The sequence below is a fragment of the Pantoea sp. X-Soil-TKNS-1280 genome, from assembly GCF_059730475.1.
On sequence record NZ_AP035962.1, the window covers coordinates 3,562,038 to 3,575,764 of the forward strand.

The window sequence follows — 13,727 nt, forward strand, 5'->3', positions numbered from 1 at the left end:
TCAGGCGACCTCATGCTCCTGCGGCCATAACAGCCGGTCCTGCGCGGTACTTAAGGTCACGATCGCCGGGTGATAAATCGCGAAAGGTTCCGCCAGCGGGCACACCATATATTTACCCAGTGCGCTGGGAATAAACTCGGAGCGCGGTAAAAATGCCGCGCCATCAAAACCCTGTTCCATCATTTCCAGTACCAGACGCGGTTCTGAAACTTTAATGGTGATATTCACCTGATCGAGGCTACTGAACAGTTTACTGCGCATCACTTCATAGGTCCCTTCCCCGCCGATGCGGTGCAACAACATCAGTGGAATGCCGCTCAGGTCACTGAACTGCAAGGCTTTCCCAGCCAGCATCGGGCTATAGTGGGAAGAAATCACCGCAATAGTATCAATCGGTTCCAGCTCACGGATAAACCAGGGCTGACGATCGCCAGGGACCTGCATCAGCGCAATATCCACGGTGTTATCCAGCAGCATCGCTTCCAGATGGCTGGAATCAGACACAATCACATTGATGTCCCAGTCAGGACGGTTGCGGTAGTAATCCATCAGGATCGTGTTGAAATAGCGCAGATAAAGATAGGAGATACCAATATTCACCCGGCGCTGTTTACGCGTGGCGATGGTGATGGTCTGGCGTTTGAGTTGATTAACCCGGCTTAAGATGTCGCAGGCCTGGCGATAGAGAAAGGTTCCGGCCTCGGTCAACACCATACGACGTGGTGTGCGGGTAAACAGCGGTGAACCAATTTCCTCTTCCAGCTCCTGCAAACGCTTACCCAGCGGCGGTTGTGCGATGTTCAATAGCTTCGCGGCCTTACTGATGGAGCCTTGTTCCGCTATCGTGCAAAAGTAATGCAATCGTTTGAGATCCATGATGACTCCGCGCGTTTTCCCGCGCTTATTTTAGCATGGCTAACCACGATCCAACCGCGGCTGACGTGTTGCTTAGTGGATATACATCGTCCACAGATAACTGACCGGCATCACCAGTATCAACGCGGGCAGCATATTGGCGACCGGGAAAGATTTAATCCCCGCGATGCGGAAACCGGCTGCCAGCATGATAAATCCACCTGCTGCGGTAAAGTCACTCATCATGGTCGGCGAGGTGTGCGGCATAATCAGCACCGCCGCTGAAGCCAGCACCAGCTGAATAATCAGCTGCGGCACGGCGATTACCGCCACCGCGTAACCCAGCAAGGTAGCAAAAATCGCAGCGGTAAAGATATCCATGATTGATTTCACAAACAGGATATTGGGATCGTGCGTCATCCCTTCGGTCATTGCCCCGATAATGCCGGTGCCACTGGCACAGAACAGCACCAGAATCGCCACATATTTCTCCGTAAAGGCAGCACCCGACAGACCGGTTTCGGTTTGTTCGCTCTGGAAACGTCCCACCAGCCCTTTTGCCAGATTACCCAGCCGGCCAATTTTCTCTTCCAGAAACACCAGTTCACCGACGGCGGCACCGATAATCAGCGCCAGAATCACCGCCGGTAAACTGTGAATCTTACCAATCAACACAATCCCGAGGCCCATCGACGACAGGCCGAAGGTCATCGGCAGAGCTACGCGCAAGCGTTCCGGTACTTTCGTGCCGAGGAACGCGCCCGCCAGTCCACCCAACAGCACGGCACTGCCGTTGACAAAGGGTCCCACTACCATAATTTACTCCTTACGCTTCATTATGTTTTTCACCCCAGCGTTTCAGGTTGCCAACATCGAGATCAAACAGGTCGAGGGCGCGCGCTACGCTGTGATGTACCATTTCATCCACGGATTGTGGCTTCTGGTAAAAGGCCGGAACCGGCGGATAAACAATGCCGCCCATTTCGGTAACTGCCGCCATGTTGCGAATGTGCACCAGATTGAGCGGCGTCTCACGGACCATTAACACCAGCCGACGCCGCTCTTTCAGGATCACATCTGCTGCACGGGTCAGCAGATTGCCGGTCAGTCCATGAGCGATGGACGCCAGCGAGTTCATTGAGCAGGGCGCAATCAACATGCCGAGGGTCTTAAACGAGCCACTGGAGATCGACGCGCCGAGGTTACTGATGCTATGCACCTCATCTGCTAAATCGGTAATCTCCTGTCGCTGCCAATCAGTTTCCATCGAACGCGTCACTTCCGCGCCTTTGGTCACTACCAGGTGGACCTCAACATCCTGATCGCGCAGCAATTGCAGCGCCTTCATACCGTACTGGAAACCAGACGCGCCGCTAATGCCGACGATAATGCGCCTTCTGCTCACTACAACCTCACTTACTCAAAATCGGGAAGGAAACGTTTTACATCCACTTTTTTGAACTTCGAACGTTCAAAGTGGGCTTTCAAATGCCACGGCACGGTGCAGTCAAAGATGGTTTTGGTGGTCATACCTTGTTGCGTGATGCTGGCGCTGTAGGCCGGGTCCTGCGACGGATCGAGCGGATGGCAGCGCACACCGGCGATGGTGGCGATATCGACATCGCCCTGGAAGCGGGTTTGCATCGCCCACAGGATGTCATCGGTGTCGAACACATCCACATCCTCATCCACCAGGATCACATGCTTCAGTTCAGAGAAAGCCGCAAAGGCAATCAACGCAGCCTGACGCTGGCGACCTTCATCCACCGGGGAAGATTTTCTAAACTGAATCACCGCCAGCAGTTTTCCGCCACCTGAAGTGTGAGCATTCACATTCACTACGCGGCCCGGCATAGCGCGTTCCAGCATATCGAGAATACTGGCTTCGGTCGGGATACCGGCCATGCTGACGTGTTCGCCACTTGGGCCAAGGGTGGTTTGCAGAATCGGGTGTTTGCGGTGGGTAACGGCTTTCACCTTGATCACCGGCAGCTCGGCTTTGGCTTCGCCGGTATAACCCGGGAATTCCGGCATCGCTTTACCGGTGTTGGTGTTCTGGTCTTCACGCACCCGCACATTCGGCAGCAACTCGCCTTCAATCACGATTTCAGCGTGGGCGATGGCCTTTTCGTTGATACTGACGCACGGCGCCAGTTCTACCGGCTTACCACGCAGTGCCCCGGCAATGCTCAGTTCGTTAAAGCCCAGCGGCGTTGTCGGTGGCTCAAAGCAGGCGGCAATTTCAATCGCCGGGTCAACACCAATGCTGATGGAGATCGGCAACGGCTGACCGGCTTTTTCCGCTTTTTCACGGAAGGCATCAATATGGCGACCCGGGGTCAGCCACATCGAAAGTTCATCGCGGCTTTGAATGCACAGACGGTGAATGGTGATATCTGACTCGTGCGTTTCCGGGTCAGACGCATAGCACATCCCCATGGTGAAGTAAGGACCGGCATCCTCTTCGGTGTTGGTTGGTGCGGGTAATAAGGTACGCAGGTCAAAGTTCGGGTCTTCCGCGTAGTGCACCACTTCCTGGCACTGCGGTTTTTCACTGATTACCACTGGCGCAACCGCATGATGTACTGAGTCTTTCAGCAGAAAGCCGAGTTTTTCTGGCGCGCAATCCAGCAGATGGCCGACACGCTCGCGAGTGGACATCAGGCCAGTCACAACGCGCACATCAGGAAAACCTTTCACCTTGTTGAACATCATCGCCGGGCCTTTGCGCGTTGGACGCTCGCAGGTACCACCGGCACCGACATAGCGATACACGCCGGAGAGTTCCGCATGGGGATCGACTTCAGTATCGGTACTGACGAATTCGCCTTTCAGGCTTTGTAACAATGAGATGGCCGAACGCAGGTCATGCACTGGCTGTTTTTTGGTTTCAGACATATTCTTTTCCCTTAACGCTTCAGAGTGAATGCGATGCGGGAAAAGTAGCGCTGAATAATAGTGAGAAAAACTACCGTTTATATTTACCAGCCAAACCTTTTTGGTTTGGCTGTAATTATTGCTACAACTTTGTTTTTATTTACTTAATTTAATTAAACAATGTTGCAACAATTTTATGGGTTAAAAATGATTGAGATCAACTCCTTGCGATTTTCTCTGCGGCTTCATTTAACGCTGTGATCACGATCTCAAGTGTTTCAGCGGAAATATTTTCCTGCGCCAGGCGATGATTTAACGTGAATTTAATATTGTGAATCGCCTGTTCTACTTCAGGAATGCTGCGGTTATTGACCAGAATAGCCAGAGAGGTAAGACGCTGAATAATAGTATCGACATTTTCACGGTTTTCCGCCAGCAACGCACGACCGCTATCGTTGAGCGTGTATGCCTTGCGTGACTCCTGAGCGTCCACCACACGAATGGCGTCCATCTCTTCCAGCAGCGTCAGATTGGGGTAGATAATACCGGGACTGGGGGAGTATTCCCCTTTGGAAAGTTCTTCAACCGATTTGATCAGCTCATAACCGTGCGCATTGCTTTGCGCCAGAAAGTGCAGCATTAACAGACGGATATCACTGGCATCCAGCATACGTTCACGGCGCTTTTTACGCGCCCCCGCACAAAAGCCACGCTGTGCCTGGTCGCCGTGCCATGCAAAATCCCGATGCTGTTTCATTGCCTGCCTGAGGGTCGGTTAAGGGAGGTTGATAGTAGTCTGCCGCCTGGCAAAATTCAACACAGGCGGCAACGGGCGGGGAAGAGTCGGTTATTTCTGATGCCAGTAGGCTACGGCGCGCACAAAATCAGTGTCTGCACCACGGCGCTGGGTAAAGTAGTCGCTCAGCAGTTTCACCGCCTCGCCTTCACCGGTTAGCCAGATAAAGTATTCTTCGGTCGGCAGTGAAATCCTGTCCAGCTTCGCAATCAGCGCACCAAGGTTATCGCTCTGCATAGTGCCGCTGCCAAGCCAGCTGACATTGACGCCAGCCAGTTCGCCGAGATAATCACGGCCAGTGGCTTCGTCAACAAAGGCCAGCAGATGCACGTCCTGCGCATCAATTTCCGCCAGACGACGTTTGATGGCGGGCAAACCGGTTTCGTCACAGACATAGATCTGGCTGGCATAATCGGCAGGAATGATCAGCGAACCACGCGGACCGCCCATCGCCAGCTGATCGCCCGGCTGCGCGTCATTCGCCCAGCTGCTGGCCACACCGCCATCGTGAATATAGAAATCGAGCGTCAGTGAATCCACGCCATTAAATGCCAGAGGCGTGTAATCACGCGCCGCCGGGCGCATACCCGCAGGCCATACCACGCCTTCGTCGGTCATCTGTGGCAGCGTCAGCACCCCGCCCGCTTCCGGGAAGAAAACTTTGATATGGTCGTCATAGGAAGGCGAGTTGAAACCCGCCAGATCGCTGCCGGTAAAGACAATGCGCCAGAACTCTCCGGAAACGCGGGTTTTGCTTGCCACGGTGATGTGGCGGAAACGCAGTTCATTGCGCACACGTTGCGGCGCGCGTGGGTTACCTGTCGGGGTCTGTTTTCTCAAGTCATCTCTCCTGCGGGATCAGCCAAGCATAATGCCGCCGTCCACCGCGATTTGTTGTCCGGTAATAAAATCGTTTTGCATTAAGAACAGATAAGCGCTGGCGAGTTCGTCAATTTCCGCGGTACGACCCAGCGGAATGATGCCGGCAAAATGCTGGCGGGTTTGTTCCACCTGCTCTGCCGCCTGCTGCCGCCAGAACGGCGTCACGGTCCAGGTGGGGGCAACACAGTTGACGCGGGCTTTCGGTGCCAGCTCCACAGCCAGCCCCTGCGCCAGCGCCACAATGCCCTGATTGCCGACGTAGCTGGCACAGGCATGTTGAGCACGCCCGCCGGTGCCCGCAGTAAAGGTCAGCGAACCACCTGCCCGTACTTTTTCTGCCGCCAGCTTGCCAATCAGCACATTGGTGAGGAATTTCGAGTAAATCACCTTTTCAATCAGCGCCATATCGGCGGTAAGGAAGCCACCGCCCATGGCATCGCCCACCATCGATACCAGATGATCAAACGCATCAAGCTGCGCAAAAGCCGCACGCAACGCATCGTGATCGTGGGCATCCACCGCGAGGGTGGCGACCTGTGCGCCCTGCTCCGCTAACGCGTTCTGTGCCTGAGCAAGGCGTTCGGTATTGCGTCCCAGCAGCGTCAGACGCGCGCCCTCGGCTGCTGCCCGCTGCGCAACCTGAAAACCAATGCCGGAGCTGCCGCCAATCACTACCAGATGTTTGTCCTGTAATGCTGCCATCACCCGCTCCTTAGAATGAGGCCAGCGCTTCAGCGGCCTGTTCAGCCACCAGCGAATCGTTAGCGCCGTGCGCCCCGCTCACGCCGACCGCACCGATCACTTCGCCGTGTAACCACAGCGGAATGCCGCCTTCGAGTGGCGTCACCCCTGGGGTAGCGAGGAAGCTGGGGCTGCCGCTATTGATAAAGCTTTCGAACTCTTTCGAGGGGGCGCGTAATAACGCGGCGGTGCGCGCTTTACCCTGCGCCACGCTCGGGCTGATGCCGATCGCCGCATCGCTGCGATCCAGGCTGACCAGTTCGCCAGCGCGATCCACCACCGCAACGCTGATATGCCAGCCATGCCCGGCAGCGGTTTGCAGAGCCGCAGTGATAACGGTGCGTGCCGCCGCCAGCGAAATCGAGTGGTAAGTCTGGGCCAGCACAGCGCTGGTCGATTCAGGTTTTTTTTCCATTATTTTGCCTCGCGTCGGGCGTCAGAAGCCCGCGCATGAATCAAATATGAAAGCGAAACTCATTCTCATCTGACGCCGTCAGGATAGTTATGATATATCTTAAGCGCAATGCCGAAAAATGCTATTGCGTACAACACGAAATATTCATTTACATCCGTTATGCATTGCCTGTCGTTTGACCGGCAGAAGGAGAACCGGCTCCCGTCATGATTCTCTTTATACTTAAAGCGTTACCTCTATGGATAAGGAATCACTATGGCCCGAAGGCTATTTCGTTTACTGACTGGCGTATTAACGCCGCTGCTTTTTTCTCTGCTCTGGTTATCTCCGGCTCAGGCCGCACCATTATCCGTGGTGAAACCTGCGGTCAGCTGTGACAGCCTGCAACAATTCAATCTGACAGCAATGGGTGGCAAAGGCAGCCGGGTCACCGCCGCGACCCTGACCACCATCAACCATACCGAATGGTGCAAAGTGGAAGGAACGCTGGCACCGGAGATTGGTTTTCGTCTGTTGCTGCCGACGCAGAGCTGGAATCAGCGTTACATGCAGCTCGGCTGCGGTGGTTTGTGTGGCTCCATCAACCTGCAACCCGGTGCCGCAGCGGGTTGCGCACCGCTCAACAGCAACGGTTTTGCCGTCGCCGCCACCGATATGGGCCATAAAGAGTCCGAGCAGGATTGGGGCAATGACCCACAGAAAAGGCAGGATTTTGCGTGGCGTAGTCAGCACCTGACCGCTGTCGCCGCCAAAGCGTTGATCGCTGCGTTTTATCAGCAAAAGGCGGCATGGTCGTACTTTAACGGCTGTTCCGATGGCGGACGTGAAGCCCTGATGGAAGCCCAGCGCTTCCCCGAGGACTTCAACGGCGTTATCGCCGGTGCGGCTGCCATGAACTTCCAGGTTCAGAACGCCATGTACCATGCGTGGCAGGTGGTGAGTAATCACGATGCTAACGGCAAGGCCCTGATCGTGGCCCAGGATTTACCGCTGATCCACCAAGCGGTACTGGCGCAGTGCGACGCGCTTGACGGGCAAAAAGATGGGCTGATTGCGGCACCGGAAGCCTGCCATCCCGATTTAAACGTGCTGGCATGTAAGGCGAATCAGACGGAAAACTGTCTGAATCCGGCACAACTTGGTGCGCTGCGTAAACTTTACGATGGGCCACGCGACAGCAAAACCGGTCAGCGCCTGATTGTCGGCGGGCCACAATATGGTTCGGAACTGGCCTGGGCGGGCGTCTTTATTCCGCAACAGGCGGATCAACCAGTAATGAGCGAAATGATCTCCCTCGCCTCACTGCGTTACGTCAACTTTAAGACCAACCCGGCCCCCGACTTTGCACTGAAAGATGTGAAGTTTGATGAAGCGACCTTTAAAAAACTCAGCGAGCTGCACCCGCTGTATGACGCCACCAATCCCGATCTGCGTGCCTTTGCCAGCGCGGGTGGCAAGCTGATTATCTGGCACGGCTGGGCCGATCCACATATCTCCCCACTCAACTCCATCGCTTATCACCAGGCGCTGGGTAAAGAGCTGGGCAACACGCAACGTGACGCGTTTGAACGTCTTTATCTGCTGCCGGGTGTATATCACTGCTCCAATGGTGAAGGCCCGAGTCTGGTGGATTTCCTGACGCCGATGATGAACTGGGTTGAAAACGGTAACGCGCCTGGCGCCGTGGTCACGCATCAGGCCGCGCCACAGCAGCACAACAGCTTTGGACAGCCGACGGGAGCCGGTGGTAAACCGCCCATGATGATGCAACGTAATGATTTACAGCTGGAAACCATCCCAGCCGGGGCCGCGTCACGCCCGGTCTATCCGTACCCGGAGTACGCGGTATGGAGCGGTAAAGGGGATGAAAAACAGGCTGCCAATTATGTACGTAAAACGCTGCCGGTAATACACAGCCATTACATCTGGGCAGGCGAGGCGTTCTACCAGCCTTATCACTTCGTGCAGTAACCTCTCCAGCCGGTGCCTCCAGGGCTCCGGCTTTTTTCTCCCCCAGAACTCCCCTTACATACACAGCTTTACATACCTGAATCTGGCAATTGTTTTAGCAACTGCTATAAAGTATAGCAATTGCTATATAAGGTCGTTTTTTAATCATGCCGAGGATGGATGTATGAAAATGATAAGAGGAATATTGCTGTGTACGCTGCTGAGTAGCGTGGTTATCCCCAGCGCTTTTGCCAGCGAGAAATTCAGGGTGGTGACCACCTTCACGATCATCGCCGATATGGCGAAAAACGTGGCCGGAGACGCGGCGGACGTCAGCTCGATCACCAAGCCGGGTGCCGAAATCCATGAATATCAGCCCACGCCGGGCGACATCAAACGTGCCCAGGGGGCGCAGCTAATTCTCACCAACGGCCTGAATCTTGAACTGTGGTTCCGGCGTTTTTATCAGCACTTAAAAGATGTGCCCGAAGTTATCGTTACACGCGGCGTGACGCCGATGGGCATCAGCGAAGGCCCGTACAATGGCAAACCCAATCCCCATGCCTGGATGTCCCCCGACAATGCCTTGATTTATGTCGACAATATCCGCGATGCACTGATGCATTACGATCCGGCAAATGCCGCGATATATCAGCGCAATGCCGAGTCTTACAAGCAGAAAATCACCGCGACGCTGCTCCCCCTGCGCCAGCAAGTGGCACAAATCCCGGAAAATAAACGCTGGCTGGTATCGAGCGAAGGCGCATTTTCCTATCTGGCGCGCGATCTGGGGCTGAAAGAACTCTATCTGTGGCCAATCAATGCCGACCAGCAAGGAACGCCGCAACAGGTACGCCGGGTGATTGATCGCGTCCGACAGGAACACATCCCAGCCGTCTTCAGTGAGAGCACGGTATCCGACAAAGCGGCACGCCAGGTCGCGCGGGAAACCGGTGCGCATTATGGCGGCGTGTTGTATGTCGATTCGCTCAGTCAGGCCGGAGGCCCGGTTCCCACCTATATCGACTTACTCAACGTCACCACTCGTACGCTGGTGCAGGGCATCAAAGACGGGATGAAGGAGTAAAGCTATGACACAGGTCGCAGGCATTGCCGCATCCGGAGTGAGCGTCACTTACCGTAATGGACACACCGCGCTGCGCGATGCCAGTTTTAGCGTACCGGGCGGTTCCATCGCCGCGCTGGTCGGGGTTAATGGTTCCGGGAAATCGACGCTGTTTAAAGCGGTGATGGGGTTTGTGCGGCTGGCGCAGGGGGACATTCGCATCCTCGGCATGCCAACGCGTCAGGCGCTGCGACGTAATCTGGTTGCCTACGTCCCCCAGGCGGAAGAGGTTGACTGGTCTTTTCCGGTGCTGGTGGAAGATGTGGTGATGATGGGCCGTTACGGCCATATGGGGATGCTGCGTATCGCCAAACAGCATGACCACGCCATAGTTAACGCTGCGCTGGATCGCGTCGATATGCTGGCCCTGCGTCATCGTCAGATTGGTGAACTCTCCGGCGGCCAGAAAAAACGCGTGTTTCTGGCGCGCGCCATCGCACAGCAGGGCGAAGTGATTCTGCTCGATGAGCCTTTTACCGGCGTGGATGTGCAGACCGAAGCCAAAATCATCAGCCTGCTGCGGGAACTGCGCGATGAAGGGAAAACCCTTTTGGTTTCAACGCATAATCTCGGTTCGGTCACTGAGTTCTGTGATTATACGGTGATGGTGAAAGGCACGGTGCTGGCGAGCGGTCCGACGGCGACCACTTTCACCCAGCAAAATCTGGAACGCGCGTTTAGCGGCGTGCTGCGCCATGTGGTGCTGAATGGTTCAGAAGAACACATCATTACCGATGATGAACGTCCGTTCGTCGCCCACCTGCCACCCAACAAGCAAGGGGTCTGACGATGCAGCTGCTACTGGAACCCTTTAGCTACCAATATATGCTGAACGCCATGTGGGTCTCGGCGCTGGTCGGCGGCCTGTGCGCCTTTCTCTCCTGCTATCTGATGCTGAAAGGCTGGTCACTGATTGGCGATGCGCTATCGCACTCCATCGTACCCGGCGTGGCGGGCGCGTATATGCTCGGTTTGCCGTTTGCCCTCGGGGCCTTTCTTTCCGGCGGACTGGCGGCAGGCAGTATGCTGTTCCTTAACCAGCGTACCCGGTTAAAAGAGGACGCGATCATCGGCCTGATTTTCACCTCATTCTTCGGTCTCGGCCTGTTTATGGTGTCGCTTAACCCGACGGCGGTGAACATTCAGACCATTGTGCTGGGTAATATTCTCGCCATCGCCCCCGCCGATATCCTGCAACTGACGCTGATTGGCGCCGTCTCCATCTGCGTGCTGTTTTTCAAATGGAAAGATTTACTGGTGACGTTTTTTGACGAGAACCACGCACGCGCCATCGGTCTGCACCCAGGCCGCCTCAAATTGTTGTTCTTCACCCTGCTGGCGCTATCGACCGTCGCCGCACTGCAAACCGTGGGCGCGTTTCTGGTGATTTGTCTGGTGGTAACGCCGGGCGCCACCGCCTGGCTGCTGACCGATCGCTTTCCGCGTCTGTTAGCCATCGCCGTCAGCATAGGCAGCGTGACCAGCTTCCTCGGTGCCTGGGCCAGTTATTATCTGGACGGTGCCACGGGTGGCATTATCGTGGTGGCGCAAACGCTGTTGTTTTTGCTGGCGTTTGTCTTCGCCCCGCAACAGGGATTGCTGGCGCAGCGGCGGCGCGCCCGAACATCTTTGGAGAATGCCCAATGCTGAGCCTGCTGGCCGAACCTTTCCAGTTCGAATTTATGCGTCACGCGTTGTTGATTGCCGTGGTGGTTGCCGTTCCCTGTGCCCTGCTCTCGGTGTTTCTGGTGCTGAAAGGCTGGGCGTTGATGGGCGATGCCATGAGCCACGCGGTATTTCCCGGCATCGTATTGGCCTGGATGCTGGGCCTGCCGTTGGCCGTCGGTGCCTTTGCCGCTGGGGTGTTTTGCGCCGTTGCCAGCGGTTTCCTGAAGGACAACAGCCGCATCAAACAGGATACGGTGATGGGCATCGTCTTCTCCGGTATGTTCGCAGTCGGGTTGATCCTGTATATCGCCACCAAACCGGAGGTGCATCTTGATCATATCCTGTTCGGCGACATGCTGGGCATCACCCGGACGGACATGGTGCAAACCGGGATCATCGCGGCAGCGATCATGCTGATCATGGCGTTAAAATGGCGGGATTTTTTATTGTTTTGCTTCGATCAACAACAGGCGCAGGCCAGCGGATTACCCACCCGCCTGTTGCATTATGGTCTGCTGTGCATGGTCGCGCTGACCATCGTGGCAACAATGAAAGCGGTCGGGATTATTCTGTCGGTTTCTTTGCTGATTGCACCAGGGGCGATTGCCCTGTTGCTGACACGACGTTTTTCACACGCGCTGATCACGGCGGTGATGGTTGCCGTCATGGTCTCGCTGGGTGGGGTGTATGGGTCGTTTTATCTGGATAGCGCCCCTGCTCCCACCATTGTGGTGCTGTTTGCGCTGGTGTTTATCGTCGCGTTTATCCGTGCCAGTTGGCTTGCTCGCCGCTCAGAGCGGCAGACGCTGCAAACTTAGTTTTGCAGCGCATCGCGGTGACCACACTCCATCATTCCGCCATCATTTTGCGGTAACGGGTTATCGCCCGAAATTTCATGCTGCTGGCAGGTCTGATGCGGATGCAGACCGGCTGGCGGTGAGAACGGTTCGGAGAGCTGAGCGCTGGCAATAGCCGAAAACGCGGTCAGCGCTGTCACAAGGAACAACGGTAAAAGTCGCATCATTTTTCTTCTCTTATGGGTCCGGGATGGACCTGGAATGCAGGTGATTATTCAGCCTGATTCGGGGGCGTCAGGGTTTTACGCGGGGGATCAGGTTTCAATGAAGAATTTTACGCCGCTTATGGCAATGATTTTATAAAATCGTGCGGTTTATCACAGACTACCGCACGATTTATGCATTATCCGGCAGTAACCGGGATAAAGAAGGTGCCATACAGCCGATCGGGCGTGCTGTTTTGCAGATCGAGACGCAGCAAATCTTTACCCTGACGGCGTGCAACACCCAGCGCAGGCAGATGGATGTAATACATGTCGGAGGTAAAGGCGTTGATTTGCTCGGGCGTGCCCTGCCAGTCAACTTCCGCGTACAAGCCACTTTCGCCGGTCCAGTTCACCGCATTGCGCGGCAGCACATCACCATGCTGGCTCTCCAGCGCCTCGAACAGGCTGATATGTTGCTGATCGGCAGATCCCTCCCCCGGACTGAACTGAAAGCCCAGCCAGCCTTTGCTGGCATGCTGTCCGGCAAAGGCGACGAAGTCACGTGCGTGCTGCGCCACCACATCACCATGGTCATGAATGAATTCGCCGAAACGACATTCCCACTCGATAACCTCCCCGCTCAATTGCAGTTCCGGCTTCTCTGCCAGTCGCACGTCAGCCCAGCGATGGCGGGTAGTAATACGGCTGTGGAAATCTTTCAGCTGCAACTCAGGATTGCGACGAAATGCGCCAGGCGTCAGTGAAAAATGGTTTTTAAACACCCGGGTAAAATTCTGCTGGTTATCAAAACCAAAGCGAACGGCGATATCAATCAGTGGCATGCGCGTCAGGCGCAGCGCCATTGCCGACATGGTCAGACGACGCTTGCGCGTGTAGGACGCCAGCGTTTGTCCGGTCATTTCTTTGAACATGCGTTGCATGTGCCATTTGGAATAACCGGATTTCAGGCTAATCAGATCGATGTTGAGGTCGTCGGTCAGGTTCGCTTCAATCCAGTCCACCAAATCATCGATGTACTGTTGTTTCAGATTCAGGCTGAGCATTTCTGTGATGATCGAAAGGAAGTGGGTGACGCAGAATTTGCGTTATCGGTCACATAAATATAACAAAAACGTATTACCAATGTAAGGAAGAGTAAAGAAAGCGTAACGGGAAAAGCATTATTTGCTTAGTTTGCTAATTTTTACGCAGGAAATGAACCGCCCCGGAACATACCGGGGCGCTGACAGCCACTTATTAGTGCGAACGCATCCCCGCAGCCGTCATCATCATACGAAATAACGTTGCTACCACCCCCAGTGCCAGCACGCTTGCGCCGTAGATAATCACCAGCCACATCACCCGTTTCCAGAACGGTGCTTTCGCTTGAGGTTGGTTATTCATATTGCTGACT

The 13,727-nt window shown here is 55.1% G+C and carries 16 protein-coding genes; 5 read left to right on the plus strand and 11 right to left on the minus strand.

The genetic code is table 11. The features are described 5' to 3' along the window. The 8 genes from AC6I8X_RS16445 to AC6I8X_RS16480 form a co-directional block, all read right to left on the minus strand. Complete coding sequence (locus AC6I8X_RS16445) at positions 1–876, minus strand: LysR family transcriptional regulator (protein WP_313686803.1); 876 nt, start codon at positions 874–876, stop codon at positions 1–3. Positions 877–948: 72 nt separating this feature from the next. Continuing rightward, on the minus strand, positions 949–1,671 hold the full coding sequence (locus AC6I8X_RS16450; protein WP_313686801.1) for a DUF554 domain-containing protein: 723 nt from the start codon (positions 1,669–1,671) through the stop codon (positions 949–951). Positions 1,672–1,681: 10 nt separating this feature from the next. Continuing rightward, positions 1,682–2,260, minus strand: coding sequence for a UbiX family flavin prenyltransferase (locus AC6I8X_RS16455; protein ID WP_208716413.1), 579 nt, complete (start codon positions 2,258–2,260; stop codon positions 1,682–1,684). An 11-nt stretch (positions 2,261–2,271) separates the two neighbouring features. Then, positions 2,272–3,753, minus strand: a complete 1,482-nt coding sequence (locus AC6I8X_RS16460) for a UbiD family decarboxylase (protein ID WP_313686797.1) — start codon at positions 3,751–3,753, stop codon at positions 2,272–2,274. Positions 3,754–3,949: 196 nt separating this feature from the next. Then, complete coding sequence (locus tag AC6I8X_RS16465) at positions 3,950–4,489, minus strand: PadR family transcriptional regulator (RefSeq protein WP_313686795.1); 540 nt, start codon at positions 4,487–4,489, stop codon at positions 3,950–3,952. Between the two features lie 90 nt (positions 4,490–4,579). Beyond that, the gene (locus AC6I8X_RS16470; RefSeq protein ID WP_497840128.1) at positions 4,580–5,368 is read right to left on the minus strand and encodes a siderophore-interacting protein; all 789 of its coding nucleotides are present in this window, start codon (positions 5,366–5,368) and stop codon (positions 4,580–4,582) included. 18 nt (positions 5,369–5,386) lie between these two features. Continuing rightward, positions 5,387–6,112 (minus strand): SDR family oxidoreductase, encoded by a 726-nt coding sequence (locus AC6I8X_RS16475; protein ID WP_497840129.1) that lies wholly within the window; start codon positions 6,110–6,112, stop codon positions 5,387–5,389. A 10-nt stretch (positions 6,113–6,122) separates the two neighbouring features. After that, positions 6,123–6,566: a GlcG/HbpS family heme-binding protein gene (locus tag AC6I8X_RS16480; RefSeq protein ID WP_313690176.1), complete on the minus strand. Its 444-nt coding sequence runs from the start codon at positions 6,564–6,566 to the stop codon at positions 6,123–6,125. Positions 6,567–6,821: 255 nt separating this feature from the next. Between AC6I8X_RS16480 and AC6I8X_RS16485 the strand changes: the two genes are divergently transcribed. The 5 genes from AC6I8X_RS16485 (at position 6,822) to AC6I8X_RS16505 (ending at position 12,128) form a co-directional block, all read left to right on the plus strand. Then, positions 6,822–8,537 carry a tannase/feruloyl esterase family alpha/beta hydrolase gene (locus tag AC6I8X_RS16485; protein WP_497840130.1) on the plus strand — a complete coding sequence of 572 codons (1,716 nt, stop codon included), beginning with the start codon at positions 6,822–6,824 and terminating at the stop codon, positions 8,535–8,537. A 163-nt stretch (positions 8,538–8,700) separates the two neighbouring features. Next, on the plus strand, positions 8,701–9,603 hold the full coding sequence (locus AC6I8X_RS16490) for a metal ABC transporter substrate-binding protein (protein ID WP_497840131.1): 903 nt from the start codon (positions 8,701–8,703) through the stop codon (positions 9,601–9,603). Between the two features lie 4 nt (positions 9,604–9,607). Next, a complete protein-coding gene (locus tag AC6I8X_RS16495; protein ID WP_299459831.1) occupies positions 9,608–10,429 on the plus strand; it encodes a manganese/iron ABC transporter ATP-binding protein in 822 nt (273 codons plus the stop codon). A gap of 2 nt (positions 10,430–10,431) precedes the next feature. Next, positions 10,432–11,292: an iron/manganese ABC transporter permease subunit SitC gene (gene sitC, locus AC6I8X_RS16500; protein ID WP_313685612.1), complete on the plus strand. Its 861-nt coding sequence runs from the start codon at positions 10,432–10,434 to the stop codon at positions 11,290–11,292. Further along, entirely contained in the window at positions 11,286–12,128 is an 843-nt protein-coding gene (locus AC6I8X_RS16505; RefSeq protein ID WP_313685614.1) for a metal ABC transporter permease, read from the plus strand. The genes sitC and AC6I8X_RS16505 overlap by 7 nt, the downstream gene beginning before the upstream one ends. On the opposite strand, the gene AC6I8X_RS16510 is transcribed toward AC6I8X_RS16505, so the two are convergent. The 3 genes from AC6I8X_RS16510 to AC6I8X_RS16520 all read right to left on the minus strand — a co-directional run bounded on the left by AC6I8X_RS16510 (position 12,125) and on the right by AC6I8X_RS16520 (position 13,717). Next, positions 12,125–12,334: a hypothetical protein gene (locus AC6I8X_RS16510; RefSeq protein WP_254711358.1), complete on the minus strand. Its 210-nt coding sequence runs from the start codon at positions 12,332–12,334 to the stop codon at positions 12,125–12,127. The two genes, AC6I8X_RS16505 and AC6I8X_RS16510, sit on opposite strands and share 4 nt — an antisense overlap. Before the next feature lie 176 nt (positions 12,335–12,510). Further along, complete coding sequence (locus tag AC6I8X_RS16515; RefSeq protein WP_313685617.1) at positions 12,511–13,377, minus strand: helix-turn-helix domain-containing protein; 867 nt, start codon at positions 13,375–13,377, stop codon at positions 12,511–12,513. Between the two features lie 193 nt (positions 13,378–13,570). Beyond that, the gene (locus tag AC6I8X_RS16520) at positions 13,571–13,717 is read right to left on the minus strand and encodes a DUF2474 domain-containing protein (protein ID WP_299459813.1); all 147 of its coding nucleotides are present in this window, start codon (positions 13,715–13,717) and stop codon (positions 13,571–13,573) included. Positions 13,718–13,727 lie beyond the last annotated feature (10 nt).

Excerpts from the sequence above, each read along its gene's own strand:
- sitC (WP_313685612.1), top strand. The coding sequence starts at position 10,432 with ATGCAGCTGCTACTGGAACCCTTTAGCTACCAATATATGCTGAACGCC.
- AC6I8X_RS16495 (WP_299459831.1), top strand. The coding sequence starts at position 9,608 with ATGACACAGGTCGCAGGCATTGCCGCATCCGGAGTGAGCGTCACTTAC.
- AC6I8X_RS16515 (WP_313685617.1), bottom strand. The coding sequence starts at position 13,377 with ATGCTCAGCCTGAATCTGAAACAACAGTACATCGATGATTTGGTGGAC.
- AC6I8X_RS16480 (WP_313690176.1), bottom strand. The coding sequence starts at position 6,566 with ATGGAAAAAAAACCTGAATCGACCAGCGCTGTGCTGGCCCAGACTTAC.
- AC6I8X_RS16445 (WP_313686803.1), bottom strand. The coding sequence starts at position 876 with ATGGATCTCAAACGATTGCATTACTTTTGCACGATAGCGGAACAAGGC.
- AC6I8X_RS16490 (WP_497840131.1), top strand. The coding sequence starts at position 8,701 with ATGAAAATGATAAGAGGAATATTGCTGTGTACGCTGCTGAGTAGCGTG.
- AC6I8X_RS16465 (WP_313686795.1), bottom strand. The coding sequence starts at position 4,489 with ATGAAACAGCATCGGGATTTTGCATGGCACGGCGACCAGGCACAGCGT.
- AC6I8X_RS16450 (WP_313686801.1), bottom strand. The coding sequence starts at position 1,671 with ATGGTAGTGGGACCCTTTGTCAACGGCAGTGCCGTGCTGTTGGGTGGA.
- AC6I8X_RS16505 (WP_313685614.1), top strand. The coding sequence starts at position 11,286 with ATGCTGAGCCTGCTGGCCGAACCTTTCCAGTTCGAATTTATGCGTCAC.
- AC6I8X_RS16485 (WP_497840130.1), top strand. The coding sequence starts at position 6,822 with ATGGCCCGAAGGCTATTTCGTTTACTGACTGGCGTATTAACGCCGCTG.
- AC6I8X_RS16520 (WP_299459813.1), bottom strand. The coding sequence starts at position 13,717 with ATGAATAACCAACCTCAAGCGAAAGCACCGTTCTGGAAACGGGTGATG.
- AC6I8X_RS16475 (WP_497840129.1), bottom strand. The coding sequence starts at position 6,112 with ATGGCAGCATTACAGGACAAACATCTGGTAGTGATTGGCGGCAGCTCC.
- AC6I8X_RS16460 (WP_313686797.1), bottom strand. The coding sequence starts at position 3,753 with ATGTCTGAAACCAAAAAACAGCCAGTGCATGACCTGCGTTCGGCCATC.
- AC6I8X_RS16510 (WP_254711358.1), bottom strand. The coding sequence starts at position 12,334 with ATGATGCGACTTTTACCGTTGTTCCTTGTGACAGCGCTGACCGCGTTT.